This is a genomic window from Sphingobium sp. FG11, from assembly GCF_057809915.1.
Genome location: NZ_JBMDKW010000010.1, coordinates 102,595 through 128,007, shown reverse-complemented (window position 1 = coordinate 128,007; position 25,413 = coordinate 102,595). Strand labels below are relative to the sequence as shown.

20 protein-coding genes and 1 pseudogene are annotated in these 25,413 nt (G+C 64.9%); 8 read left to right on the top strand and 13 right to left on the bottom strand.

From position 1 onward, the window contains the following. Window positions 1-14: 14 nt before the first annotated feature. Window positions 15-585 (top strand): annotated as a pseudogene (locus ACODSN_RS10760) (glutathione S-transferase family protein). Window positions 586-630: 45 nt separating this feature from the next. Here the strand turns inward: ACODSN_RS10760 and trxA are convergent. The 9 genes from trxA to ACODSN_RS10715 all read right to left on the bottom strand — a co-directional run bounded on the left by trxA (window position 631) and on the right by ACODSN_RS10715 (window position 14,150). Beyond that, complete coding sequence (gene trxA / locus ACODSN_RS10755; protein ID WP_489055233.1) at window positions 631-951, bottom strand: thioredoxin TrxA; 321 nt, start codon at window positions 949-951, stop codon at window positions 631-633. 29 nt (window positions 952-980) lie between these two features. Next, complete coding sequence (gene addA / locus ACODSN_RS10750; protein ID WP_489055232.1) at window positions 981-4,421, bottom strand: double-strand break repair helicase AddA; 3,441 nt, start codon at window positions 4,419-4,421, stop codon at window positions 981-983. Next, complete coding sequence (addB, locus tag ACODSN_RS10745) at window positions 4,402-7,392, bottom strand: double-strand break repair protein AddB (RefSeq protein ID WP_489055230.1); 2,991 nt, start codon at window positions 7,390-7,392, stop codon at window positions 4,402-4,404. The genes addA and addB overlap by 20 nt, the downstream gene beginning before the upstream one ends. Beyond that, window positions 7,385-8,095, bottom strand: a complete 711-nt coding sequence (locus ACODSN_RS10740) for a nucleotidyltransferase family protein (protein WP_489055228.1) — start codon at window positions 8,093-8,095, stop codon at window positions 7,385-7,387. Before ACODSN_RS10740 ends, addB begins: the two co-directional genes overlap by 8 nt. After that, window positions 8,092-9,078, bottom strand: coding sequence for an aminoglycoside phosphotransferase family protein (locus tag ACODSN_RS10735; RefSeq protein WP_489055268.1), 987 nt, complete (start codon window positions 9,076-9,078; stop codon window positions 8,092-8,094). Before ACODSN_RS10735 ends, ACODSN_RS10740 begins: the two co-directional genes overlap by 4 nt. Further along, a complete protein-coding gene (gene tsaE, locus ACODSN_RS10730; RefSeq protein WP_489055266.1) occupies window positions 9,075-9,494 on the bottom strand; it encodes a tRNA (adenosine(37)-N6)-threonylcarbamoyltransferase complex ATPase subunit type 1 TsaE in 420 nt (139 codons plus the stop codon). The genes ACODSN_RS10735 and tsaE overlap by 4 nt, the downstream gene beginning before the upstream one ends. Before the next feature lie 31 nt (window positions 9,495-9,525). Next, window positions 9,526-11,865 (bottom strand): PAS domain-containing sensor histidine kinase, encoded by a 2,340-nt coding sequence (locus tag ACODSN_RS10725; RefSeq protein WP_489055264.1) that lies wholly within the window; start codon window positions 11,863-11,865, stop codon window positions 9,526-9,528. A 178-nt stretch (window positions 11,866-12,043) separates the two neighbouring features. Further along, window positions 12,044-13,450, bottom strand: coding sequence for an adenosylhomocysteinase (gene ahcY, locus ACODSN_RS10720; protein WP_489055226.1), 1,407 nt, complete (start codon window positions 13,448-13,450; stop codon window positions 12,044-12,046). Between the two features lie 139 nt (window positions 13,451-13,589). Further along, the gene (locus ACODSN_RS10715) at window positions 13,590-14,150 is read right to left on the bottom strand and encodes a YqgE/AlgH family protein (protein WP_489055224.1); all 561 of its coding nucleotides are present in this window, start codon (window positions 14,148-14,150) and stop codon (window positions 13,590-13,592) included. A 124-nt stretch (window positions 14,151-14,274) separates the two neighbouring features. Between ACODSN_RS10715 and ACODSN_RS10710 the strand changes: the two genes are divergently transcribed. Both ACODSN_RS10710 and ACODSN_RS10705 read left to right on the top strand, forming a co-directional pair. Beyond that, window positions 14,275-14,757 (top strand): peroxiredoxin, encoded by a 483-nt coding sequence (locus tag ACODSN_RS10710; RefSeq protein ID WP_489055222.1) that lies wholly within the window; start codon window positions 14,275-14,277, stop codon window positions 14,755-14,757. A gap of 46 nt (window positions 14,758-14,803) precedes the next feature. Then, a complete protein-coding gene (locus ACODSN_RS10705) occupies window positions 14,804-16,258 on the top strand; it encodes an AMP nucleosidase (protein WP_489055221.1) in 1,455 nt (484 codons plus the stop codon). Between the two features lie 6 nt (window positions 16,259-16,264). Here the strand turns inward: ACODSN_RS10705 and ACODSN_RS10700 are convergent, their stop codons facing one another. After that, on the bottom strand, window positions 16,265-17,026 hold the full coding sequence (locus tag ACODSN_RS10700; protein ID WP_489055219.1) for an alpha/beta fold hydrolase: 762 nt from the start codon (window positions 17,024-17,026) through the stop codon (window positions 16,265-16,267). Between the two features lie 146 nt (window positions 17,027-17,172). On the opposite strand from ACODSN_RS10700, the gene ACODSN_RS10695 reads away from it, so the two are divergent. From ACODSN_RS10695 to ACODSN_RS10685, 3 genes are read left to right on the top strand one after another with little or no spacing between them, the layout of a single operon-like run. Beyond that, the gene (locus ACODSN_RS10695; protein WP_489055217.1) at window positions 17,173-17,625 is read left to right on the top strand and encodes a MarR family winged helix-turn-helix transcriptional regulator; all 453 of its coding nucleotides are present in this window, start codon (window positions 17,173-17,175) and stop codon (window positions 17,623-17,625) included. Beyond that, on the top strand, window positions 17,618-18,694 hold the full coding sequence (locus tag ACODSN_RS10690) for an HlyD family secretion protein (RefSeq protein ID WP_489055215.1): 1,077 nt from the start codon (window positions 17,618-17,620) through the stop codon (window positions 18,692-18,694). Before ACODSN_RS10695 ends, ACODSN_RS10690 begins: the two co-directional genes overlap by 8 nt. Further along, a complete protein-coding gene (locus ACODSN_RS10685) occupies window positions 18,681-20,249 on the top strand; it encodes a DHA2 family efflux MFS transporter permease subunit (RefSeq protein WP_489055213.1) in 1,569 nt (522 codons plus the stop codon). The genes ACODSN_RS10690 and ACODSN_RS10685 overlap by 14 nt, the downstream gene beginning before the upstream one ends. Before the next feature lie 60 nt (window positions 20,250-20,309). Here ACODSN_RS10685 and ACODSN_RS10680 read toward each other — a convergent pair whose 3' ends face one another. Next, a complete protein-coding gene (locus ACODSN_RS10680) occupies window positions 20,310-21,335 on the bottom strand; it encodes an aspartate-semialdehyde dehydrogenase (protein ID WP_489055211.1) in 1,026 nt (341 codons plus the stop codon). Between the two features lie 175 nt (window positions 21,336-21,510). Between ACODSN_RS10680 and ACODSN_RS10675 the strand changes: the two genes are divergently transcribed. Next, complete coding sequence (locus tag ACODSN_RS10675) at window positions 21,511-22,221, top strand: class I SAM-dependent methyltransferase (protein ID WP_489055209.1); 711 nt, start codon at window positions 21,511-21,513, stop codon at window positions 22,219-22,221. A gap of 55 nt (window positions 22,222-22,276) precedes the next feature. Here ACODSN_RS10675 and madM read toward each other — a convergent pair whose 3' ends face one another. Both madM and madL read right to left on the bottom strand, forming a co-directional pair. Continuing rightward, window positions 22,277-23,056 carry a malonate transporter subunit MadM gene (gene madM, locus ACODSN_RS10670; RefSeq protein ID WP_489055207.1) on the bottom strand — a complete coding sequence of 260 codons (780 nt, stop codon included), beginning with the start codon at window positions 23,054-23,056 and terminating at the stop codon, window positions 22,277-22,279. Then, window positions 23,053-23,481, bottom strand: a complete 429-nt coding sequence (madL, locus tag ACODSN_RS10665) for a malonate transporter subunit MadL (RefSeq protein WP_489055205.1) — start codon at window positions 23,479-23,481, stop codon at window positions 23,053-23,055. Before madL ends, madM begins: the two co-directional genes overlap by 4 nt. A 238-nt stretch (window positions 23,482-23,719) precedes the next feature. Here madL and ACODSN_RS10660 point away from each other — a divergent pair, with 238 nt between their 5' ends. Further along, window positions 23,720-25,231, top strand: a complete 1,512-nt coding sequence (locus tag ACODSN_RS10660; RefSeq protein ID WP_489055204.1) for a malonate--CoA ligase — start codon at window positions 23,720-23,722, stop codon at window positions 25,229-25,231. Window positions 25,232-25,413: the final 182 nt, after the last annotated feature.

Genomic DNA, 25,413 nt, shown 5'->3' with positions numbered 1-25,413 from the left:
CGGAGGATGCAATGATGCTGACGATCTGGGGGCGCCTCAATTCCCATAACGTCAAGAAAGTGGCGTGGTTCGCAAGCGAAATCGGCCTGCCCTATCGGCGTTATGATGTCGGCGGGGCGTTCAGCATGGACGACGCCTATCTGGCGCGCAATCCCAATGCGCTGATCCCGACGATCGAGGATGACGGGCTGGTGCTGTGAGAATCCAATGCGATCCTGCGTTACGCATGCGCCGGTGGCGATGTGGCCCGCCGACCCGGTTGCCCGCGCGCTGGCGGATCGGTGGATGGACTAGCAATTCAGCTTCGCAGACGCGCAGCGTGATCTTTTCGTCAATCTCGTCCGCCGTTCGCCATACGAGCGCGATACTGACGCGATTGCCGCTTCAGTCGGCAAGACGAACAAGGCGATGACGATGCTCGATAGCGCGCTGGCTTGTCAGGCTTGGCTGTCGGGAGACTCGTTCGGCGTCGGCGATGTTCCCATGGGGATCTATGCCCACACCTATTTTTCGCTGGTGGTCGACCGGCCCGACCTGCCGAACGTTCGCGCCTGGTACGACCGCTTGGTCGAACGGCCGGCCTAGGCGAAAACGGTGATGATCCCGCTCACATAGGCCCACCTGTCCCTCTCAGAGAGCGCCTTCGATCCAGCCCTTGAGCGCGCTCTTGGGCGCGGCGCCGACTTTGGTCGCGGCGACCTCGCCATTTTTGAAGAGGATCATCGTCGGAATGCCGCGCACGCCATATTTGCCGGGCGCGTCCGGATTTTCGTCGATGTTGATCTTGGCGATCGTCACCTTGTCGGCCAGTTCGTCGGAGATTTCCTCCAAAGCCGGGCCGATCATCTTGCACGGGCCGCACCATTCCGCCCAGAAATCAACGAGTACCGGCTTGTCGGAATCGATGACGTCGGCCTTGAAGCTCAGGTCGGTAACTGCCTTGGTGCCCATGATGATAATCTCCTTATGTTGACGCTGATCTAGGGTGCGGATGCTTCCGGCTCAATGTCCGGCCGCGACAAAATGTCCTGTGCATCCGAAAAGCCCGGCTTGTGTGCCGCAAGCATATCGTCGGGCAGAATGATGAGCCGGGGCGCGCTGGTGTAAAGCAGCCCCGCCTCGATCCGCCGGCCAGGGAAGATCACGCCCAGCGCCGCGACATAGGCGGCCATCTGGCGCACATGCGCGATCGGGACCTCCTGCGCCGTCAGTGGCGCGACCCGGCCTGTCTTGAAATCGACCAGCTGGACGAGATCGTCACCGATGCACAGGCGATCGACGGTGCCCGCGATGACCGATGGACCGACGACAGCGGCGATCGGCGCTTCGGCCAGCGCGTCCAGCCCAAACAACCCGGCGAATTCGGCCCCTTCGATGACGCGCAGCGCCTGCCTGGCGATGTCGTCCCGTTCAACCGCATCCGTCACGCCCTGCTGCGCGAGCCATCGCCCCGCGCTCTCGACGCGCCGCTCAGGCGGCACATCGGGCAGTCGCTCGAACAGAGCATGGAGCAGCCGGCCGCGCTCGGCCGCCTGACGCATCGCGGGGGTCGGCGGCGGATAGGGCACATCATCCTCGACCTGCGCCGATGGCGCGAGCGGACGCGGCGGGCGCGCCTCGACCGGCGCGGGTTGCCGCAGCCATTGGGGTTCGGCAATGTCGCTTTCGGGTGTTTCCACGCTCTTGTCCGGCGCACGCACCGGCAACGAGTCGCTCCCGAGCCATCGCCGACGCGCGCCCCAGATCGGGTCGGCCTCCCACGCCGCGCCCAGACTCTCCATCGCCGCTTCGACCGCCGCAAACCAGCTTTCGGGCTTCACCTCGCCGCGTGCGCGCGGGCCAAGGGACCCTGCAACCACCAGTTTTTCCTCCGCGCGGGTCAGCGCCACATAAAGCAGCCGCCAATGCTCCTCGCGCTCGCTCGCGGCCGCTGCATCGGCGATTGCACCAAAAGGCCCGGCCTTCTCCGCCTTGCGCGGCGACAGGATCGGCATGTCGTTCCATTCCAGCGACGCCGCCCGGTTGCCCGCGTCGGGATCGAGACAGGCATCGGCCAGGATCACGATCGGCGCCTGAAGCCCCTTGGAACCATGAACGGTCAGCAGCCGCAGCGCATCGCCCTGCGCGGCGGCGTCGCGCACGATATCCACCTCGCCCCGGTCGAACCAGTCGATGAACCGCTGGAGCGAGGGATGATCGTCCATGTCGAATGCGATGGCCGCGTTCAGCAGTTCCTCGATCGGATCGACCGCCTCGGCCCCCAACCGTTCGACCAACCGCCGCCGCCCCTCCATCGGGCCGGACAATAGCTGTTCCAGATAGCGATAGGGCGTTGTCAAATCCGCCTGCCCCAACAGCGCGCGCAGCGGCGCGAGCCGCGCTTCGTTGGCACGCTGGTTGATGTGCCGCCACAGCCCGCCCCGCCGGCCGATCGCATGGGCCATCAGTTCGTCCTGGCTCCAGCCGATCAGCGGCGACACGAGCAGCGCGGCCAGATTGAGATCATCCTCCGGCTGGACCGCGAAGCGCAAAGCCGCCAGCAGGTCGCGCACCGCGAGCGGCGCATTGAGGCGCAGCCGGTCGATCCCCGCAACGGCGACCTTCTCTTCATAGAGTCGCGCCACGATCAGCCGCGCCAGTTCGCTGCGCCTTCGGACCAGAATCATGATGTCGCCGGGGCGCACGGGCCGCCCCTTGCTTTCCAGCATCATGCCCGCGTCGATCCAGTTCTTGATCTGGCGAGCGATATTGGCGGCCAGCGCCCTCTCCTGATCGGCGGCCCAATCCTCCTCGCCTTCGGCATCTTCGGTCAGGCCGGCGGCGACGGGCTTCCACAACAGCACTTCGCCGGGAAAGCGATTGGCGCTGATGTGACGGACATCGCCGCCGCCATAGCCAAGGCGTTGGGGATTGAGACCCGCGATCGTCCGATCGACCACGTCGAGCACCGCCGGCGTCGAACGAAAGCTGCGGTCGAGCGACAGGTCGTGAAAATCATGGCCCGCATTTTCGGCGTGCCGCCGGAACGCGATCTGCGCGGCCTCAAACGCTTGCGGGCTGGTCCCCTGAAAGCCGAAGATGGCCTGCTTGAAATCGCCCACGGTGAAGATCGTGCGGACCTTTTCGCCCTTCGCGCCTTCGCCAGCAAAAAACTCCGCCGCCAGCGCGCCGACGATCTGCCATTGGGCGACATTGGTGTCCTGCGCCTCGTCGACCAATATGTGGTCGACCCGCTGATCGAGCTTGTAGCGAATCCAATCGGCGATGCCGTCCTGCCCTAGCAGCGCGGCGGTGCGGGCGATCAGATCGTCGAAATCGACCGCCCCGGCAAGGTGTTTCGCCTGCGCATAGGCCTGCGCATAGATCCGCCCCGCATGCAGCGCCTTGCCGAGCAACGCCGCATAGTCCGCACGCACGCGCAGATCGATGAGTTCAGCGCAGGCCGAATGCAGCCGCGCCGCCGCTTCGCCATAGCCATCGACCGGCGGAACCCAGCCCTTGGCCGAAATGATTTCGCCATCGGCCTTGGCCCACGCACGATGCAGCTCGGCCAGCCCGGCTCCGCGCCCGGTCGCATCCAGCGCCCGCCAGGCGGCGATCCGGTCGCACCGCTCCAGCGCGCGGCCCGTGTTCCATTCGGCATTCGCGCGCGCGAGCCATTCGAGCGAGCGCATGTCGAACGCATCGTCGGCACAGCGCGCGGCGATATGCGCTTCGATATCGCCGTCCGGCAGGTCCAGCTCGCGCAGCAGCCATGGCCCGATCTCCGACGGCAGCCCGTCCAGCGACTCCGCCCGCCCCGCGCAGCGCATCAGAAACTGCTCGGCCCCGCCCTCGCCCAGCCGCAGGCTCAGCGCCTGAAGCCCCTCCATATAGGCGGCATCGCCCTCCTCATGCGCGCGCACGACGCTGTCGGCCAGCGCCTGCCGGGCCAGCGTCGACTGTTCGCGCTGGTCGAGCGGGCGGAAGCCGGGGGCTAGCCCCGCCTCCAGCGGAAAGGCTGTCAGCAATTGCTGGCAAAAACCATGAATGGTCTGAATGCGCAGCCCGCCGCCGGTCGATTCCAGCACTTCGGCGAACAGGCAGCGCGCCTTCGCCCGCGCCTCAGGCCCGGAATCCTCGCCCAGCGCTTCCAGATCACCGAACAACGCCTTGTCATCCATCTGCACCCAGGCGGCGAGCCGGTCGTGGATGCGATCGGCCATCTCCGCCGCACCCGCCTTGGTGAAGGTCAGGCACAGGATATTTTCGGGCCGCACGCCCTGGAGCAGCAGCCGGAACACACGCGCCGTCAGCACATGGGTCTTGCCGGTGCCCGCCGATGCCGACAGCCAAACATGCGCATCCGGCATGGAAGCCGTGGCCTGTTCGCCTTCGATGCGCTTCAAGGGGTCGGCGATCCTAGCCATCGTCGCGGCCATACCATTCTTCCAGCCGCATCAACTGGTCATAATCGCCATAATTGGCGACCTCCGGATTGACCTGCGCGGTGAAGGCGGCGTCGCCCGTCAGGAAATTGCCGGCGACCTCGACAAACTGGTCGAGCACGAAGGCCGTGAAATCGGCGGTGACGATCTTGTCCCGTTTGCCCAGCGGATCGACCGGGCTTTCGCGATAGCCGAACTGGTCGCCCTTCTTGGCGAGCGACCAATATTCGAATGCGCCGGCGCGCTTTGCTCCCTCCACGCCCGGAAAGCCGCCATCCTGCGCCTCCGCGATCAGGCCAAGCAGGCCGAGTTGCAGCGCGACCCCCCCCCGGACCTGCTTCGCGCTCGGCGGCTTGCCGGTCTTGTAATCGACGATGCCGATCGTGCCATCGGGCATGCGGTCGATCCGGTCGGCCTTGCCGGTCAGGGTCACGTCCGCGATCGTCGTCCGCCCTTCGCGCTCGACCGCCAATATGGCGCGCCCGGCCGCCTGATCCGCCGCAACTTCCGCCGCGATCCAGCGAATCGCCTCGATCAGCCGGGGCTGCCATAGCGCCCGGAGCAGCGGATGCACTTCGGGCCGGTCGAACATCGCGCGCGCCCGCGCTTCCAGCGACGCCGGATCGCCGGTTCCGGCTTCCGCCCATTGTTGCAGGATATCGTGCACCGCCGTGCCGCGCCACGCGGGGCCTGCATCGGCATCGACCGGATCGAGCCGGGCCAGCCGCAGGATTCGCTTCGCATAAAAGGCGTAGGGGTCGGCCTTTAACCGATCGACATCCGTCACCGGGATCAGCCGGGGGCGAACCGAGGCGGGCGGGCTGGGCATCGGCCGCGTGGCGGGCCAATGCGCCGCAGGCCGGTCCAGCGACTTTGCGAGCGCGCCATAATGCGACGCCTGCCGCCATTGCGCGCCCGCCATCGCCTTCAATCGCAACCAGAAACGCGAGGCGACCGCCGGTCCGCCACTGCCGCGCCGCGCACGGGTGATCAGCACTTGCGGCGCGCCCAGCGCACTCGCGAAATCATGCGCGGCAAGGCCGATGCGCGTCTCCAGCCCCGGCAGGCCCAACTCGCGCCGGATGCGGGGCGCGAGCCACGGGTCGGGCGCGGGGAGGCCCGGCCAAGTGCCTTCGTTAAGGCCGCCCAATATCATCAGATCGGCCTGCACAAGCTGCGCTTCGATCAGGCCCAATATGGCGATGCGCGGATGCCCCCCCTGCGGCGGACGCACCGCGACTCCGCTCAGCAGATGATCGAGCAGCGCGGGCAGCGCGCGCAGATCGGCCTGTCGGGGCCCCTCCCCGGCGGCGGTTTCGATCTCCGCGAAAAGATCGGCCGCGGCATGGCCCTGATGGCCTACCCAGATCGCATCGTCAGACAGCGGCCCGGCATGCGCGCGGATCGCCGCGAACTGCGCCGCCAGATCGCCCGCATCGGCGAAGGCCGCCTCCAGCGGCGCGATCAGGCCGCGCGCCCATGGCCACCAGTCGCGCACCCGCTGGCGCAGGTCGCGCTGCCGGTCCTCGCCCTCGCGCGCTTCCAGCAGCATGTCGATGCCGATGAGGCCCGCCTGCGGGCGCGGTCCGCGCAGCATCATGTCGAGCGTACGCACGCCATCCAGCCACTCCAGCCTCCGCTCGCCCCGCATCACCAGCGGATGCTTGATCAGGGTGAGCAGCGCCACCGGCGCGAACCGCTCGGCCGCCGCCTGCGCCATGGCGATCAGCAGCGTGCCGGGCGGCAGGCGCGACAAGGGCTGCCCCGCGCTGTCGTCCGCTTCGATGCCCCAGCGGCGCAGATGCGCCGATACGCGCGTCGCAAGCTGCCGGTCCGGCGTCACCAGCGCGGCGGTTCGCCCCGGAACCTCCATCGCTTCCCGAAGCGCGATGGCGATCGCCTGCGCTTCCTCACCGGCGGTCGCGACCTCCAGCGCCTCCACTCCCGCGAGCGAGCGGTCTGCGGTCCTGAGCGCGCCCCACCGGGTCGTCAGGCGCGGCGACAGCATCGCGTTCGAGATATTGCGCCCCCGCACCGCGCGCGCATCATGCTCGCTGCCCCAGCGCCACAGCGCCACATCGTCGCGGGTCGCGCTCATCCGGTCGAGCAGGCGTTTGAGCGCATATTGGGGATGGGTTTCATGGCCCGGCGGCACACGACCCGTCACCGGGTCGGCGTCGAACGGGCCGATGCTGTCCCACGCATCCTGGTCCATATGCTGGTCGAGGCCCGCGAACACGACCTGACCGTTTGGCATCTGGGCGATAGCCCGCAAAAGTCCGGCGACCGCTGGCGCTGTGATCGATATGGCCGCCGCCACGACGAAACCGCGCGGCGGCTGCACGGCCCAGCGCGCGGCAAGGCGATCGAACAGCCGGTTGCGCCGGTCAGCGAGGTCGATCATGCCGATCCGCTGCAACTGCGCCGGCCAGCGCGCGATCAATATGTCGAACAGGGCAAGCGACGACTGCCAATGTTGCGACAGGTCGCCGTCCAGCTCCAGCCCACCCAGCGCGTTCGCCGCTATTCGCTCGACCTGCATCTGGTCCAGCACCGCGCCCAGCGCCTGCCCCAGCTTGATCGCCTGTCCCGCATCCATGGCCTGCCCCGTCGCGGTGCCGGCTTCCTGCACCATGCGGGCGAGAATCATCTGTCGTCGCATGAGCGGAATGGCGGGCGGAACCGCCTCGCCCTCGCCCAGCGGATCAAGCGCGCCGCCGACCTGCTCACCCAGATCGGGGTCGCCGATCGTGACGAGGCGGGGCAGCAGCAGCCCGCCTTCCGACCGTCGCACGAAAGCATCGCTCACCGCGCGAACGGCGCGATTGCTCGGCAGCAGGATCAGGCCCTGCGCCAGCCGCATCGGATTGCCGCCGTGCCGCGCGAGGATGCCGGCGACGAGCGAATCGGCAAAGGCGCGATGCGCCGGGATGTTGAACAGCGCGGGGCGCGTCCGATCACCCATAAGCGAGCATCGACTCCACCACCGGGATGGCCTGCGGCGTGCCGACATCGAACCACAGGCCCTGATGCGACACGCCATAAAGACGCCCCGCCTCGATCGCGCGGTTCCAGAAGACGTTGGTGGAAAAGCTGGCGGCTGGCGGGTCTACCAGCAGGCGCGGCGAGAAAATCTGAACCCCGGTAAACACAAAGGGCGCGACATGCGCCTGCTTGCGCCGGCTCAGGCGTCCATTGGCGTCCATATGGAAATCGCCGGGACCGCTATGGCAGTTGGCGCGCGCCAGCGGGACCAGCAGCAGCAACGCGTCCATGCGCGCCCGGTCCCATATGCCCTGCATCATCGCCAATGTCTCGACCGGCCCGTCGATCCACAGATTGTCACTGTTCGCGCACAGGAATGGGGCATCCCCCAACAGCGGCGCGGCATGGACGAGGCCGCCGCCCGTCTCCAGCAGCTTGGCCCGCTCGTCGGAAATGACAAATTCCATACCGCCCTTGCGGGTGCGCAGATGGGCCTCGACCGTATCGGCGAGATAATGGACGTTGACCACGACCTTGCGGATGCCGCCCGCTTCCAGCCGGTCCAGCGCATGATCCATCAGCGGCTTGCCCGCGACCTTGACCAGCGGCTTGGGGCGCGTCGCCGTGAGCGGACGCATGCGCTTGCCCAGCCCCGCCGCCATCAGCATCGCCGTTTCGATCATGCGGGCGCGAAGCCTTCCAGCGCATCATGCCGCCGGCTCACGGGGATATTCGCCGCGAACCAGTCCGCCACGGGGCCAAGCGCCGGATGCGCCAGATCACGCTCCAACAGATCCCACATGCGCGGCAGGAACGACAGATAGCGTGACTTGCCGTCGCGCTTCCAAAGGCGGATAAAGATGCCGATGATCTTGGCGTTCCGCTGCGCGCCGAGAATCGCATAGGCCGCCTCGAAATCGTCCGAAGGCCGGGCCAGGGCGCGATAATGGGCCAGCATCGCCGCTTCCAGTTCGGGCGAAACGTCGCGGCGCGCGTCCTGCAACAGCGATACGAGATCATAGGCCGGATGCCCGGCCAGCGCGTCCTGAAAATCAAGCAAGCCAAGGCCGCGCGCCTCCGGCCGGTCGATCAACATGATATTTTCGGCGTGATAGTCGCGCAATACGGTCACAGGCGAAACCGCTGACCGCTCCACCAGCGGCAGAACAGCGTCCCATGCCGCGATGTAGGCGGCCTCATCGACCGGCAGCCCGGCGGCCGGGCAAAACCATTCCGTCAGCAGCCCCGCCTCGCGCTGATAGACCGCGCGGTCATAGGCGGGCAAATCGGCGGCGGGGCGGGCATGAAGATCGGCCAGAAGTTCGACGGCACGACGATAGACCGCCTCCTCTTCCTGCGGCTGCGCCTCGACATACTCCTTCAGCCGCTCGTCCCCGAAATCCTCGATCAGCACCAGCCCTTCATCCAGGTCGGTCGCCAATATCTCCGGCGCGGCAAAGCCCTGTCCGGTCAGATGGCGCGCGATCGCGATAAACGGGCGTGGGTCCTCATGCGGCGGGGGCGCATCCATCAGCACCGCCCGGCGCGCGCCGTCGACCACACGGAAATAACGGCGAAAGGACGCGTCGCCCGCCAGCGGCACGATCGCGGCGTGGCCCCAGCCCGCCTTTTCGACGAAGGCGGCGGCGGTGGCGGGCGGGATCATATCTGCGACCATCTGTCCCTCCAACCGTCCGGTACGCCTGCTGTCAAGCGTCGAGCGCCATCCGCCCCGATCTCGATGGCAAGGCGCAACGCATGCGCCCAAAGCCGCTCGCCGAGCCGGTCGGGCCATTCCACGACCAGCACACTGTCGAGCAGATAGTCGTCGAGCGCCAGTTCCTCCGCCTCTCGCGGGTCATCAAGCCGATAGAGGTCGACATGAGCGACCGGCAACCGCACCTCCGGAATATCGTAGGGCTGGACGAGAGCGAAGCTCGGACTCGGCGCCTCCCCCGCAAGGCCAAGTCCGGCCAGCAGACCCCGCGCCAGCGTCGTCTTGCCAGCGCCCAGCCCGCCCTCCAGCGCGATCACATCGCCGATCCGTACATGGACGGCCAGCCGCGCGCCCAGCGCCAGCATCGCGTCGGGACCGGCGATATGCAGGATATGCTCAGCCACGCGGCAATTCGATCACCGCCATCGTGCCCTCGCCCGGTTCCGACACAAGTTGCAGACTGCCGCCATGCGCTTCCGCCAGCTGGCGGGCGAGCGGCAGGCCGATCGCCGTCCGGTCGCCTTTGCGCGCCTGCGCCGAACGCGCCCGCGAATCGAAGATCGCGGCGCGCTGAGCCGGATCGATACCCGGCCCATTGTCGGACACGACCAGCCGCGCACTCTCCGCCCCGCCATCGCCATGCAGCAGCACCCGGCCGCCCTGCCCGCAATAGCGCACCGCATTTTCGAGCAAATGGTCGAGCGCCTGCCCGATCCGGCGCGCATCGCCCTGAACCATGCCCAGCGAATCCTGCAACGTAACCGCAAGGTCGATCTGCTTCGCTGCGGCGTCCGCCTTGATCCGCGCCGCGCTCTCACGCGCCAGCGCGGAAAGGTCGACCGGCGCACGCTCGATCGGCAGCGTCCCCGCCTCGCCCTGCGTCAGGTCCAGCACATTGTCGATCAGCATCGACAGGCGATTGGTGCTCTGGAGGATGCCCTGAACATAGTCGTTCGCGGCCTCGCTCAATTCGCCCGCATAGCCCGCGCTCATCATTTCGGCGAAACCCGCGATCGTCGTCAGCGGCGTGCGCAGCTCATAGCTCATATTGGTCACGAACGCGGTCTTGACCTGATCCGCCTGCTCCAGCGCTTCGTTCCGGTCGCGCAACATCTGTTCGGCGCGGCGGCTGTCGGTGATGTCGAGCATCGTGAACAGCGCATTGCCATCGGGCAGCGGGATCGCGGCAAATTCGAAAATGCGGCCATCCGCGAACCCGACCTGCCCGGTGCGTTGCTTGCGCTCGATGGTCGCGGCGCGCACCAGTTCGCGCACCAGATTGGATTGCTGCGGTTTAGCGAGGCTGTCCTGCACCGCCCGCATCAATTCGTCGATGCGCGGATGCGTCGCGAGCATCTCCTCCTTCGCGCCCCAGATGATCCGAAACCGGCTGTTCCACATTTGCAGGCGGCCGTCGGCGGCGAACACGCCGATCGCCTCGAACAGATTGTCGAAGGTGGCGGTGCGGACCCGCAACAGCGTGTCGCGCGCGCTCGAAAGCTGTACCTGCTCGGTGCGGTTTTCGAAGATCAGCAGCAGCCCGCCGTCCGGCAACGGCTGGGCATAGACGCGCAAATGGGTGCCGTCGGCCAGCAGCCAGTTTTCCTCGCGCGCATCGGGCGACAGGAACCAGTCGCGCCGCTCCGCCCGCCAGGCGGGAAAGTCGCGATGTTCAGGCAAGCGGCGCGCCTCACGCATGCGGTCGAGCACCCGCTCGAACAGCGGCGAATCCGCGAGATGTTCGGGGTCGAGCGCGAACAGGCTGGAAAAAGGCTGGTTCCAGAAGCGCAGCGCCCGATCGGGACCGAAACGCGCGACGCCCGCCGACAGCCGGTCGAGCAGGTCGCGTTGCGCCATTTCGAGCCGCCGATATTCCTGCCGCGCCTGCTCCAGTTCATGCTGGTCGATGGCAAAGCCCGCGACGCCCGCGTCCCCCAGCGGCACGTCCACGACCCGCATGGTGCGCCGTTCGCCACCGATCGTCGCGGGCACCAGCCTTTCCACCGGCAGGTCCCCTTCCAGCGCCTGCGCGGCGGACGTTTCCGGTCCCTGCCCGCTGACGGCTTCCACCAGTTCGGTGCCATGGGCGATCACATCGGCGGCACTGGGCGCGTCGACCGCCCGCACATAGGCGCTGTTGACGAGCTGCAAGCGCAGATCGGCCGAACGGTGCCACATTGGGAAGGGCGCTGCCTCGACCAGCCCCGCCAGCGCTTCGAGCGCATCGCGATAACGGCCCGCATCGGCCTTGAGCGCCTGAATTTCGGCCTGGCTTTCGGTGGCGTCGAAAATCCACAGCACCACGCCGCCACTGTCCGCAAGGCCGGGACCAGCGGGCGCGCCACGCACCAGTAGCAGGCGGGATGATCCGGCGCCCCGCACAGGCAACGAAAAGCTCTTGCCCGCCTTCTGCGCGGCCGCGATCTCTTGCCCCAACGCAGCGGCGTCTTCCGGCTCAAGGCCGCTGTCGTCCGCAGTCAATTCCGACAGGAAAGAAGGCGGGCGATCCTTGCCAAGCCAGCGCGCAAGCCGGTCCGCCGCCTCCAGTCGCCCATCGGCATGAATGATGATGGGCGCGGCGGGCGCGGAATTCAGCAGCAACGACAGCCGGTCGAGCTTGCCCTGCGCCTGCATACCCTGGCGCCGCATCTTCTGCCCCGTCGCGAGCGCCCAGATGGCGACGCCCAGCCAGCCGGCGAGAATCACGCCCAGCACAACGGCCGCGATCGGTGACATCACGCCGTCATCCTCGCCAAACCGGCAGTTTCGCCCCTGTATCGACCTGTCATGCCCCGGAACTAACGCAACTGTGGGTCAGCGTGAAGCGCCGCGATGCGCCCATGCGCATTTTCAGTCCGGACAACGCCCGGATCCGGAAGCGGGGGAGCGGACAGTCCGCTCCCCCGCTTGGTGTTTAGTAGCGGTAATGATCGGGCTTGAACGGCCCATCGACCGACACGCCGATATAATCCGCCTGCTTCTTGCTTAGCTTGGTCAGCTTCACACCCAGCTTTTCGAGATGCAGTTCGGCGACCTTTTCGTCCAGATGCTTGGGCAGGACGTAGACGTCGTTCTTATATTTGTCGCCGCCGGTCCACAGTTCGATCTGCGCCAGCACCTGATTGGTGAAGGAGGAGGACATGACGAAGCTCGGATGGCCGGTTGCGTTGCCAAGGTTCACCAGACGGCCCTTCGACAGAACGATGATCTTCTTACCATCGGGGAATTCAACCTCGTCGACCTGCGGCTTGATCTCGGTCCACTTCATGTTGGACAGGCCGGCAATCTCGATCTCGCTGTCGAAATGGCCGATGTTCGATACGATCGCCATATTCTTCATGGCGCGCATATGATCGACGGTCAGCACGGCTTCATTGCCGGTCGCGGTGACGAAGATGTCAGCGCGGGTAGCCGCTTCTTCCATGGTCACGACCTCATAGCCTTCCATCGCCGCCTGCAACGCGCAGATCGGATCGATTTCCGTCACCAGCACGCGCGCACCGCCGTTGCGCAGCGATGCGGCAGACCCCTTGCCGACATCGCCAAAGCCCGCGACGCAGGCGACCTTGCCGGCCAGCATGACGTCGGTGGCACGGCGGATCGCGTCGACCAGCGATTCCTTGCAGCCATAAAGATTGTCGAACTTTGACTTGGTGACACTGTCGTTCACGTTGATCGCCGGGAAAGGCAGTTTGCCCTTCTTGCTCAGCTCATACAGGCGATGGACGCCGGTGGTCGTCTCTTCCGATACGCCCTTGATGGTGGCGACGGTCTTGGTCAGATATCCCGGACGCTCGGCCAGAAAGCGCTTGAGCGTCGCGACGAAGATTTCCTCTTCCTCGTTGCCGGGCGTGAACAGTTCCTCGCCCGCTTCGACCCGCGCGCCCCACAAAGCGAACATGGTGGCGTCGCCACCATCGTCCAGGATCATGTTGCAGGTTTCATCCTGCCCCCAGTCGAAGATGCGGATCACATAATCCCAATATTCTTCGAGCGTCTCGCCCTTGATCGCGAACACCGGCACGCCTGACGCGGCGATAGCGGCGGCGGCATGGTCCTGTGTCGAATAGATGTTGCAGGTCGCCCAACGCACCTGCGCGCCCAGCGCGGTCAGCGTCTCGATCAGCACGGCGGTCTGGATCGTCATGTGCAGCGATCCGGTGATGCGCGCGCCCTTGAGCGGCTGCGATGCGCCGAATTCCTTGCGCAGCGCCATCAGGCCCGGCATTTCGGTTTCGGCAATATCCATTTCCTTGCGGCCGAACGCGGCAAGGGCGATGTCGGCGATCACATAATCTTTTTCGAGCGCTGCGGTGGCCACGAGCGTGTCTCCATTCCATTAAGATTTGCATGGACCGCGCGCATGACGGCGGCGGCGATGCTTGGCCTTTACCAATCACCGGCGCTCAAGGCAACTCAATATAAAGTTTTCTTTATGTACGGTTGGGGCTGACTCTTGGTCAGGCTGAACCCAGCCCGCCCACAAGATGCGCCGGATCGATGCCCGACGCGGCATAGGCTGCGGCCCATCGGCCCGACGCCCTGCCATCGAACAGCAGATTCGCGTCGCCATCGGCCAGGAACCAGCTATCGCCGGCCATCTCCTGCTCCAGTTGCCCCGCGCCCCAGCCCGCATAGCCCAATGCCACCTGATAGCGGCGCGGGCCGCGTCCTTCCGCGATCGCCTTGAGGATATCGAGCGAGCCGGACAGCGCCCATTTGTCACCGACCTGCATCACGTCCTGCCCGCCCCAGTCGAGCGAATGCAGCACGAAGCCGCGACGCGGCTCCATCGGGCCGCCGCGAAGCACGGGCCGGTCGACCAGATCGGGGGCGACAATGTCGAAACTTTCCAGCAGTTCGCGCAGGCCCAGCCCCTCAATCTCCTGCCCGATCGCGATCCCCAGCGCGCCGTCCTCGTCATGCGAGCAAAGCGCGATCGCCGAATGATCGAACCGCGCATCCCGCATGCCGGGAAGCGCCAGCAGGAAATGACCGGAATAGAAGCGAGGCTGTTCCATCCCGCGAATATAGCCTCGCAATGGCCGATGCCAAGGACCAGCCGCCGCCGCAATCGCGCGCCACGCCTTGACAGCGGCACCCCAAGCCACGACCTCCGGGCCACTTGGTATTCAGGAGACACAGATGACCATAGCCAAAGGCGATCGCCTTCCCGTCACGACATTCATGACGATGACCGACAATGGGCCGGAGCCGGTCGCTTCGGACGATTATTTCGCCGGTCGCACGGTCGCGCTTTTTTCGGTTCCCGGCGCCTTCACGCCCACCTGTTCGGCCCGGCACCTGCCCGGATTCGTGGAAAAGGCGCAGGCGCTCAAGGAACGCGGCGTGGACGAAATCGCCTGCACCGCGGTCAACGATGTGTTCGTGATGGGGGCATGGGGCCAGTCGGCTAACGCGGACGGCGCGGTCACGATGCTGGCCGATGGTAATGGCGATTTTGTCGATGCGCTGGGCCTGACCATGGATGGCAGCAAGTTCGGCATGGGCAACAGGGGCCAGCGCTTTTCGATGATCGTCCGGGACGGCGTGGTCGAACAGCTTAATGTCGAAGCGCCCGGCGACTACAAGATTTCCTCCGCCGACCATATGCTGGAGCAACTGTAACCACAGCCGCCTTCCTTCCGTCATCACTCTGCGATAGCAAGGAGCGATGACGGAAAGCATCGGCAGCGGCATCGTCGCGCAACTCGACCGGATCTATCGGACGTCCATAGAAAATCTGCGCGACGCGATGCGCGCCTACGCCCGCGACGGCAGCGTGCCCGGTGCGGAGGCGGCGCGCGACCGGCTGTTCTGCTATCCCGAACTGCGCATCCTGCATCATGGCGATAATGACGCACCGCCGCCGGGGCGATCGTTCGCCCGCCTGTCCCGTCCGGGCCGCTATGTCACGACGATCACGCGCCCGGCGATGTTCGCCACCTATCTTGCCGAACAGATCGACCTGCTGGTGCGCGATTATGGCGTGGAGGTCGAAGTCGATCTGAGCAACCAGCCGATCCCGTTTCCTTATGTGCTGGACGGGCTGGACATGAGCGCGCTTGACGGCATCCCGCCCACCGAACTGGCGCGCCATTTTCCCGCGACCGAACTGGCGGAGATCGGCGACGAGATCGCAGACGGCCTGTTCACACCCGATGCGGACGGAGATCGGCCGTTGGCATTATTCGACGGATTACGCACAGATTTTTCGCTGGCGCGGCTCAAACATTATACCGGCACGCCCCCCGAACATGCCCAACATTATATCCTGTTCACCAACTATCACCGCTATGTCGATGAGTTCGTTGACTGGGCTTGCGGCGAATTGAAGCGCGAGGGCAGCCGCTTCACCGCGCTGTCAGGAGCCGGCGGAGTCTATGTGACGCCGGAGACCGCCGACCCGGCGCGCATGATCGCCGACAGCGCCTGGCGCAAGCATCAGATGCCCGCCTATCATCTGATCGCCCCCGACCGCAGCGGCATCACGCTCGTCAATATCGGCGTTGGCCCCTCCAACGCCAAGACGATCTGCGATCATCTGGCGGTGATCCGTCCCGAAGCCTGGTTGATGATCGGCCATTGCGGCGGCCTTCGCCCCAGCCAGCGGATCGGCGACTATGTGCTCGCCCACGCCTATCTGCGCGACGATCATGTGCTCGACGCGATGCTGCCACCGGAAATTCCCGTGCCCGCCATCGCGGAGGTTCAGGTGGCGATGGCGAGTGCCGCCGAAACCGTGCTGGGCGGCGGCGACCCTGAAGATTTCAAGCGGCGGCTCCGCACCGGCACGATCGTCACCACCGACGATCGCAACTGGGAATTGCGCTATTCCAGTTCCGCCCTGCGCTTCAGCCTGTCGCGCGCCGTTGGCATCGACATGGAGTCGGCGACGATCGCGGCGCAGGGGTATCGCTTCCGCGTCCCCTATGGCACTTTGCTCTGCGTGTCGGACAAGCCGATCCACGGCGAACTGAAATTGCCGGGCCAGGCGAACCGCTTTTATGAGGAGGCGATCGCGGGGCATCTGCGCGTCGGCCTGATGACCTGCGAGTTGCTGCGGCAACAGGGCGCGAAGCTGCACAGTCGCAAGCTGCGCGCCTTCAACGAACCACCGTTCCGGTAAGGGCGCTCAGGTGGTGAGGAAGTCCACCATCGCCTGCCCAAGTTCCTTCTTGGTGACGGCCGCCATGTGGTTGCCCGGTATTTCGTAGTAGCGGCCATGGGGCAGGATGCCGGCGAGTTCGACCGCGCTGCCATTGTCGCGATCGTCCGCGCCGCAGATGACCGCGACCGGCTGTGACAGCGTCTGGATGATCTCCATCGGCGTATCGCAGAAGGTGTCGAGAATGTTCAGCATCGCCACCGGATCGCCCTTGGTCGTCTTCAGAAACGCCTCGGTCATCCATTCAGATGTGCCGCGATCGAACGTGCCCATATTGTTCAGCACTCGCTGATAATAGCCCACATTGCTCTGCGTCACGGTCAGCCCGTCCAGCCCCATGCCCGACAGGATGACCTTACCGGGACTGGCCCCTCGCGCCAGCATCCGCATCGTCGTGCGCGCCCCCAGAGAATAGCCACCCAGATCATAGTCGGTCAGACCCATCTGTTCGATCAGTGCCAGCCCGTCGTCGGTCAGGGCATCTTGCGGATACGCTGCAGCGTCATGTGGCTTGCTGCTTTCGCCATGCCCCCGCAGATCGGGCATGATGAGGCGAAAGCCCGCAGTCACCAGTTTTTCAGCATGTCCGTAGCGAACCCAATTGGTGAAGGCGTTCGAAAAATAGCCGTGGATGAGGACCAGATCGCGCCCCTCTCCCATGATGTGCACCGCGATCGGCAGGCCGCCCAGCCCCTCAATCTCTCGCTTTTCGATCTGCGCTTCGGTCATGACGTCGCTCCCCTGGCTGGCGGAACAAGCCGATATGGCCTCGCCGCCCGCTTGTCGAGGTCGTGCCGCGCGATGGCACGCAGCACCCTGTCCGGCCGCCGACAAAGGGCTGGCCATTTATAACTATGCTCACTATAAGTAGCATCATGAACAATAATCTCGGCTTTCACATTGCCGATGCGGCAAGGCTGATGCGCAAACGCTTCGATGCGGCGGCGCGGCGGTTCAACGTCACCGGCGCACAATGGCGCGTATTGATGGCTACGGATCTCCACCCCGGCATCAATCAGGGCCAGCTTGCCGAACGGCTGGATGTAGAGCCGATCACGACATGTCGCATGGTCGACCGACTCGTTCAGGCTGGGCTGATGGAACGCCGCCCCAATCCCGCGGATCGCCGGGCGTGGAATCTCCATGTCACCGATGACGCACAGCCCTTGATCGGAACGGTGCGCGATATCGGCGCGGATGTCGTGGGTCAGGCGCTGGCCGGTTTCAGCCAGGAAGAAAAAGACCTGCTTTGCAGCATGCTGGAACGGGTGCGCACCAATCTGCTCGACGACCAGGCGTTCAGCAGCGCGACGGCCCGGCATGGCTGAGGCCGATCGCCCCGTTCAAAGCGGCATCGCCCCATCGGAACGGATTGCGACCATCGATGTCCCGATGCGTGGGCGCAAGCGCGCGCTGATGTTTTCCGTCCCCCTCCTCATCGCGGTGACAGGCGGCTGGATATGGTGGACCAGCGGCCGCTCGGTTTCGACTGACAACGCCTATGTAAAACAGGATATCGTGTCGGTGGGCAGCGATGTGGCCGGCCGGATCGTCGCGGTGCAGGTGCGCGAAAATCAGATGGTCAAGGCCGGCGACCTGCTGTTCCGTATCGACCCGGAACCGTATCGCGTGGCGCTCGCCGAAGCGGACGCCGCGCTCGCGGGCGCGCAGGTTCGCGTCGATCAATTGCGAACCGACTATGAAAGCACCGGCGCGGACATCGACAGCGCGCGCAGCAACCTGACGCTCGCCCAACAGGATTTCAGTCGCCAGAATGAATTGATGGCAAAAGGATTCACGACCAGGGCGCGGGTCCAGCAGGCCCAGAATGTCCTGGAAGTGGCGCGGGCGGAGGTGCGCAACAAAATCGCCAATGCCGCCAAGGCCCGCGCCGCGCTCGCGACCGGGGCGCAGGTGCCCGGCGTCAATCCGGCCACCGCGGCGGCGCAGGCTACCCGCGCGCGCGCCGCGCTCAACCTCGCCCGGACGCAGGTGCGCGCGCCGGCATCGGGACGGATCAGCCAGTCCAGCCGGCTTCAGGTCGGCCAGATGATGGTCGTCGGCATGCCAGTCCTCAGCATCGTCACGAACGAGCGTGGCTGGGTCGAGGCGAATTTCAAGGAATCGCAGCTCGACCATATGGCCATCGGGCAGCGGGCAAAAATCGAACTGGACGCTTATCCCGGCTTAACGTTGCGCGGCCATGTCGATAGCATCGGCGCGGGCACCGGATCGCAATTCTCGCTGCTCCCGGCCCAGAACGCCAATGGCAACTGGGTCAAGGTGACGCAGCGCGTCCCGGTGCGGATCGCGATCGACAGCACAGCGCCGCGCCCCCTCATCGCGGGTCTGAGCGCCGACATTAGCGTGGATATCGCGTCGCGTGGCCAGCCTTAGCGCGAGCGGCGCGTCAGGGATCGCGCCTGCGGATCGTCCCGTGCTCGAAACCGCCAGCCGAACGCTGGTGATGATCGGCCTGATGGCCGGGACGACGATGCAGATCCTCGACACGACGATCGCGAACGTCGCACTGCCCCACATGCAGGCGTCATTGGGTGCTAGCCAGGACAGCATCAGTTGGGTCCTCACCAGCTATATCGTCGCTTTGGCGATCGCCACTCCCCTGACGGGCTGGCTGGCCGACCGGATCGGCGCGCGCCGACTGATGATCTGTGCCATCGCATCCTTCATGGCCGCGTCCATGCTGTGCGGCATCGCGGCCAATCTGACGCAGATGGTGCTGTTCCGGCTGATCCAGGGCATCGCCGGGGCCTTTATCGGGCCGCTGTCACAAGCATTCCTGCTCGATATCCACAAGCCATCCTATCATATGCGCGCGCTGTCGATCTTCAGCGTAGTCGTGATGGTGGGGCCGGTCATCGGTCCCGTGATGGGCGGGATATTGACCGAAAGTCTGGACTGGCGATGGGTGTTCTACATCAATGTGCCGATCGGCATCCTCTGCCTCGCGCTTCTCATCCCCCTGTTACCCGCCAAGCCGAAGGGCCGGCGCATGTTCGACGGGCTGGGATTCGCGATGCTGGCCGTCGCGATCGGCGCATTCCAGCTTGCGCTGGACCGGGGCGAACATAAGGAATGGCTGCAATCTGCGGAGATTTTGTGTGAATTCGGGATCGCGCTGGCGGCATTCTGGATGTTCGCAGTGCATTCGGCGACCAACAGAAATGCGTTGTTCGATCCCCGGCTGCTGGGCGATCGCAATCTGGTGACGGGATCGCTGTTCATGGGCATGATCGGCGTTGTGATGATGTCGAGCCTCGCGCTGCTGCCGTCCATGCTTCAGTCGCTCTATGGCTATGATGTGATCGATACCGGCCTCATCCTTATGTCGCGCGGCCTGGGATCGGTCGCCGTCATGAGCGTCACCGGCTGGCTCATGCGCCGTTTTGGCCCCCGCGCGCTGGTGCTGGTCGGCCTCATGCTGACATCCTTCTCGCTATGGCAGATGACGCGATGGTCGCTGGAGATGGAAACGACGCCAATCATCGTCAGCGGCTTCATTCAGGGGGTCGGTATCGGCGTTGTGCTACTGCCCCTCAACGTCATGAGCTTCTCCACCCTGCCGCAATATCTGCGCACGGACGGAGCGGCGATATTCAGCCTCATGCGCAATATCGGGGCATCGGTCGGCATCGCGATCGCGACGTCGCAACTCGCGCGCAACATGCAGGTCAGCCATGCCGATCTCGCCCAGCAATTGACCGCCGCCCGCCTGCCACTCGATCCGTCGCTGCTCCAGATGCTGGGGGATACCGGCGCGGGCGCGCTCGCCATGTTGAACGGCGAGGTCAGCCGGCAGGCGGCGATGATCGCCTATATCGACGATTTCCAGTTGATGATGATCGCGTGCCTGGTGACTTTGCCGCTCATCCTGCTGCTCAAGTCGCCCAAGATCGTGCAGCGCGCCGATCTCGTTCATCTGTCCGAATAGAAAAAGGGCGCACCTCCAATCTGGAGGGCGCCCCTTTCCATAACTCCAGTAGAAGAGCGATCAGCCCTTCTTCAGATGACGGCGGCCCAGCAGCTCCGCGATCTGCACCGCGTTCAACGCCGCGCCCTTGCGCAGATTGTCGCTCACGCACCACAGCGAAAGCCCGCTGTCGACCGTCGGGTCCTCGCGCACGCGGCTGATGAAGGTCGCGAAGTCGCCGACGCATTCGATCGGCGTGATATAGCCGCCGTCCTCGCGCTTATCGACCAGCATGATGCCGGGCGCCTCGCGCAAAATATCCTGCGCCTCCTTCGCCGAGATTTCCTTCTCGAACTCGATGTTGATCGCCTCGCTATGGCCGACGAACACCGGCACGCGCACGCAGGTCGCGGTCAGCTTGATCTTGGGATCGAGAATCTTCTTGGTCTCGGCCACCATCTTCCATTCTTCCTTGGTCGAACCATCGTCCAGGAAAACGTCGATATGCGGGATCACGTTGAAGGCGATCTGCTTGGTGAACTTCTTCGCTTCCGCCGGATCGCCGACGAAGATATTGCGCGACTGTTCGAACAGTTCGTCCATGCCAGCCTTGCCCGCGCCGGACACCGACTGATAGGTGGCGACGACGACGCGCTTGATGATCGCGGCGTCATGCAGCGGCTTGAGCGCCACGACCATCTGCGCGGTCGAGCAGTTCGGATTGGCGATGATGTTCTTCTTCGTATAGCCGTCGATCGCGTCCGGATTCACTTCCGGCACGATCAGCGGCACGTCCGGGTCCATCCGGTAGAGCGAGCTGTTGTCGATTACGATGCAGCCCGCCGCCGCCGCCTTGGGCGCATATTCGGCCGTCGGGCCGGAACCGGCTGCGAACAGCGCGATATCCCATCCGGTGAAATCGAAATGTTCGATATTCTTGCACTTGAGCGTCTTGCCGGTCTCGCCAAATTCGACGTCCAGGCCGGTCGAGCGCGACGAGGCAACCGCCGCAATCTCGTCAATGGGGAACTCGCGCTCGGCGAGAATGGTCAGCATTTCGCGGCCCACATTGCCCGTGGCTCCGACGACGACGACCCTGTAACCCATGACTAAAGACTCCACTCCGTGCATAATTGCGGAGCAGGCCCCATAGCGTTACTGCCGATTTTGTCCAGCGGGCGATTTTGTTCAGCCGGAGGGAGCGCTCGAACCAAGACCATGATTGCGAGGCTCATTGCACTGGTTTACGAGCCACTTTCTGCCCTTGCCAGAACGGACCTTCATGCTTCCCACGACGCTGCCGCCACTTCCCGATCGCTGGTTCCATTCCTTCGAATTTCCCGATGGAGAGCGGGTAACAGGCGTGAAGCCGCTTGAAGCCTTGCAGGATGAGGCGCAACAGATATTCCCCGAACGGCTGGACGGCAAACGCGTACTGGACATCGGAGCCTGGGATGGCTTCTTCTCGTTCGAGGCGGAACGGCGCGGCGCGGCGGATGTGCTGGCGACCGATCATTTCTGCTGGTCGGGCCAGGGCTGGGGCGACAAGCGTGGTTTCGACCATGCCCATGCGCGCTTCGGTTCGGCCGTCCGCTCGATCGACCTCGACATTCCCGACCATCGGGCAAGCGAGCTAGGCAGCTTCGACATGGTGCTGCTGCTCGGCGTTCTTTATCATGTGACCGACCCCTATAATATCCTGCAATCGGCGGCCGCCCTTTGTACCGACCATCTCGTGATCGAAACCGTTACCGCCCTGCGGCATGAACCCGCGCCAGCCATGCGGCTGTTCACCGAACTCGAACTGGACGGCGACCCCACCAATTTCTGGGCGCCCAACATTCTGGCGCTGCGCGAAATGTGCCGCCGTTTCGGCTTCACCCGATTTTCCGTCACGCCCGCTGCGCTGGATAATCGAGGCTGGCGGCGTTGGGCTATGCCCTTCCGCGATAAGAATCGCCGCTGGCGCGCGGTGTTTCACGCCTGGCGTTAGAATGTGACGGTCGGCCCACGCCGGTTCGTCAGCATCCCGTGCAAAAGCATCGGACCTATGCGCCCACGCTCAACCGGACGATGAAATAAAGGATCGAAGGCGCCATCAGGCAGCCCAGCCCTGTATGAAATGTCGCGGTCAGCGCGCCATAGGGCACCAGCCGCCGGTCGGTCGCCGCCAGCCCGGCGGAAACACCGCTCACCGTTCCCATCATGCCGCCGAATATCATCGCCGTGCGCGGGCTGTTCAGCCGGATGAGCGGCGCGATCATCGGGGTCAGGATCATGACGAGGATCGCCTTGACCACCCCGATCGCGATCGACAGCGCAATGACGACCGAACTCGCGCCGATCGCCGCACCAGTCACCGGACCGACGATATAGGTGACTGCCCCCGCCCCGATGGTCGAGATCGACACCGCGTCCCGACAGCCAAAGCCCCATGCCAACGCCGCGCCGAAGAAGAAGGGCAGGATCGTGCCGAGGAACAGGGCGATCGCACCGATCAGGCCCGCACGCCGGGCACGGTCCAGATCGACTTCGCAGGCCGTCGCCACGATCGCGAAATCGCGCAGCATCGCCCCGCCCATCAGCCCGATGCCGGACATAAGCGGAACATCGGCCAGGCCCTTGTGCCCGCCGGTGACGACCCCGCCCCAAAACGCCAGCAGCAGCCCGATGACGATCGCGATCGCGGAGCCGTGGATCCGGTTATTGGTGAGCTTGGCCGCCAGAAAATTGGAAAACCACATGATCGTGCCGACCAGAGCGAAGGCGACGAGCAGCGCGTTGCCGCTCAGGACATGGGCGAACCGCGCCGCCATGTCTGCGATCATGATGCCACCCCGGCGGGATCACCCTGCCCATCCTGCCGCTCGCGCGCTTCGATTTCGTCCATCGTCTCGCCCTGCCCCGCGAAGCGTCCGATCACAGCCACCATGCCGAAACACAGCAGCACGACGCCAATGCCGCCCGTCAACACCATCCGGCCGCCCTCGACAGCGGCCACGACATCTTGCTGCGCCGCCATCGCGACGACGATGGGGATATAGAGCGAGCCCCACAGCATCACGCCCTGATTGACGCCGGCGCTCAACCGGCCGCGGCGTTGCAGCCAGATGCGCGTCGCGATCAGCAGCAGCATCGCGATGCCGACGCCGCCCACATTCGCATGCACGCCCAATGCAAAGCCAAGCAGTTCACCCAGCAGATGCCCGGCAAGCGTGCATAGCGCCAGTAAGGCGACGCCCGAGATCGTCATGATCGCCGCCCCGCCGAGGCGGGCCACAGGCAGGTGAAAAACAAATCCATCAGAACGCGCCCCCGGAATGCACGATATCCTTATTGTGCGACAGGCGTAGACAAAGCTAGGTTGTTTGGCATCAGCAAATGCGCGGCATGCCCCTCGCCGGACGCTCTGCCCGTCGGGTATCGAACGGTGGCAGTCAAGGAAGCAACACCCGTTCGCCAAAACGCATTCCGAACATAAGGTTCCCACCATGGCCAATCTCTACGATCGTCTCGAAGCCTGCTTTCCCGGCGATCGCGCCCGCCCATTCGCCATATTGCGGGATGGCTCGATGGTCAGCTATGCCGATGTCCAGAGCCGTTCGGCGCAGTTCGCTCATTTGCTCATCGCTCTTGGCGTGAAGCCGGGGGACCGGGTCGCGGTGCAGGCGCCCAAAAGCATCGACATGCTACTCCTGTATCTGGGTTGCCTGCGCGCGGGTGCGATCTTTCTACCGCTCAATACCGCCTACACTGCGGGCGAACTCGACTATTTCATGCGCGATGCCGAACCAGCGCTGTTCGTCTGTGATCCCGCCCGGCTGGAATCGGTGGCCCCGCTCGCGCAGGCGGCCGGCGTGCCACGCGTGGAATCGCTGGGCGAAGAGGGAGAGGGAACGCTGGCCCAGGTCGCGAGCGATCGCCCGGTCGACTTCGACACGTTGGCGATGAAGGATGAGGATCTCGCCGCCATCCTTTACACGTCCGGCACGACCGGCCGGTCGAAAGGCGCGATGCTGAGCCACGGCAATCTCGCGTCCAACTGTTTCACGCTGCGCGATCATTGGCGGTTCACTGGCGACGACATATTGCTCCACGCCTTGCCGATCTTTCACACCCACGGCCTGTTCGTTGCAACCAATGTCATCCTGGCGTCGGGCGCAGCGATGATCTTCCTGCCCGGTTTCAATGTGGAAGAGGTGCTGCACGCCCTCCCGCGCGCGACGACGATGATGGGGGTGCCGACCTTCTACATCCGGCTGCTGAAGGAAGATCGCTTCAACCGGCAGCTGGTCGATCATATGCGCCTGTTCATATCCGGTTCCGCGCCGCTTTCGGCCGACATTCACCGCGCCTTTTCCGATCGCACCGGCCACGCGATACTGGAACGCTATGGCATGACCGAAACCAATATGAACACATCCAACCCCTATGAGGGCGACCGGATTGCCGGGACCGTGGGCCTGCCCCTGCCCGGCGTATCGATCCGCATCACGGACCCGGAGTCCGGGCAGATCTTGCCGCAGGGAGAGATCGGCATGATCGAAATCCAGGGTGCCAACGTCTTTCAGGGCTATTGGCGGATGCCCGAAAAAACGGCGACGGAATTTCGCGGCGATTATTTCATTTCGGGCGATCTGGGCCTGATCGACGCGCGCGGCTATGTTTCGATCGTCGGCCGGGGCAAGGATCTCATCATTTCGGGCGGCTATAATATCTACCCGGCCGAGGTCGAAACCGCGCTCGACGAACTGAGCGCAGTTCGCGAATCCGCCGTGGTGGGCGCGCCCCACCCCGATTTGGGCGAGGCGGTCATCGGCGTCGTGGTGCCGATGACCGCAGGCTTTGACGATGCCGACGCATTGATGGCCGCGCTGACTGAAAAACTCGCCCGTTTCAAGCAGCCCCGGCGCATCGTATTCGTCGATGAATTGCCCAAAAACGGGATGGGCAAGGTGCAAAAGACTATATTGCGTGCGCAACTGGCCGACAGCTTCACCTGAAAATCAAACGGCGCGCGCAATGGCCGGACGACAGACGGTGCCGATGCCGGAGCCGTTCCCGACTGCCTTAGTGCGTCAGCCTTGCCAGTTCAGATTCCAACGCGTGTTGCATCGTTGGCACCATTTCGGCCCGTTTCTCCCGTTGTTTACGTCACCGTCAGCCGGTCCCAAGCCCATGAAGG

Bases quoted from the DNA above. Each gene is read 5' to 3' on its own strand.
- ACODSN_RS10735 (WP_489055268.1), bottom strand. From the start codon at position 9,078: ATGATCCCGCCCGCCACCGCCGCCGCCTTCGTCGAAAAGGCGGGCTGG.
- trxA (WP_489055233.1), bottom strand. From the start codon at position 951: ATGGGCACCAAGGCAGTTACCGACCTGAGCTTCAAGGCCGACGTCATC.
- addA (WP_489055232.1), bottom strand. From the start codon at position 4,421: ATGGCCGCGACGATGGCTAGGATCGCCGACCCCTTGAAGCGCATCGAA.
- ACODSN_RS10675 (WP_489055209.1), top strand. From the start codon at position 21,511: ATGCTTCCCACGACGCTGCCGCCACTTCCCGATCGCTGGTTCCATTCC.
- madM (WP_489055207.1), bottom strand. From the start codon at position 23,056: ATGATCGCAGACATGGCGGCGCGGTTCGCCCATGTCCTGAGCGGCAAC.
- ACODSN_RS10725 (WP_489055264.1), bottom strand. From the start codon at position 11,865: ATGTCACCGATCGCGGCCGTTGTGCTGGGCGTGATTCTCGCCGGCTGG.
- ACODSN_RS10700 (WP_489055219.1), bottom strand. From the start codon at position 17,026: ATGACCGAAGCGCAGATCGAAAAGCGAGAGATTGAGGGGCTGGGCGGC.
- ACODSN_RS10705 (WP_489055221.1), top strand. From the start codon at position 14,804: ATGACGGAAAGCATCGGCAGCGGCATCGTCGCGCAACTCGACCGGATC.
- ACODSN_RS10695 (WP_489055217.1), top strand. From the start codon at position 17,173: ATGAACAATAATCTCGGCTTTCACATTGCCGATGCGGCAAGGCTGATG.
- ACODSN_RS10660 (WP_489055204.1), top strand. From the start codon at position 23,720: ATGGCCAATCTCTACGATCGTCTCGAAGCCTGCTTTCCCGGCGATCGC.
- tsaE (WP_489055266.1), bottom strand. From the start codon at position 9,494: ATGCTGGCGCTGGGCGCGCGGCTGGCCGTCCATGTACGGATCGGCGAT.
- addB (WP_489055230.1), bottom strand. From the start codon at position 7,392: ATGGGTGATCGGACGCGCCCCGCGCTGTTCAACATCCCGGCGCATCGC.
- ACODSN_RS10715 (WP_489055224.1), bottom strand. From the start codon at position 14,150: ATGGAACAGCCTCGCTTCTATTCCGGTCATTTCCTGCTGGCGCTTCCC.
- ACODSN_RS10740 (WP_489055228.1), bottom strand. From the start codon at position 8,095: ATGATCGAAACGGCGATGCTGATGGCGGCGGGGCTGGGCAAGCGCATG.
- ACODSN_RS10710 (WP_489055222.1), top strand. From the start codon at position 14,275: ATGACCATAGCCAAAGGCGATCGCCTTCCCGTCACGACATTCATGACG.
- ACODSN_RS10690 (WP_489055215.1), top strand. From the start codon at position 17,618: ATGGCTGAGGCCGATCGCCCCGTTCAAAGCGGCATCGCCCCATCGGAA.
- ACODSN_RS10680 (WP_489055211.1), bottom strand. From the start codon at position 21,335: ATGGGTTACAGGGTCGTCGTCGTCGGAGCCACGGGCAATGTGGGCCGC.
- madL (WP_489055205.1), bottom strand. From the start codon at position 23,481: ATGACGATCTCGGGCGTCGCCTTACTGGCGCTATGCACGCTTGCCGGG.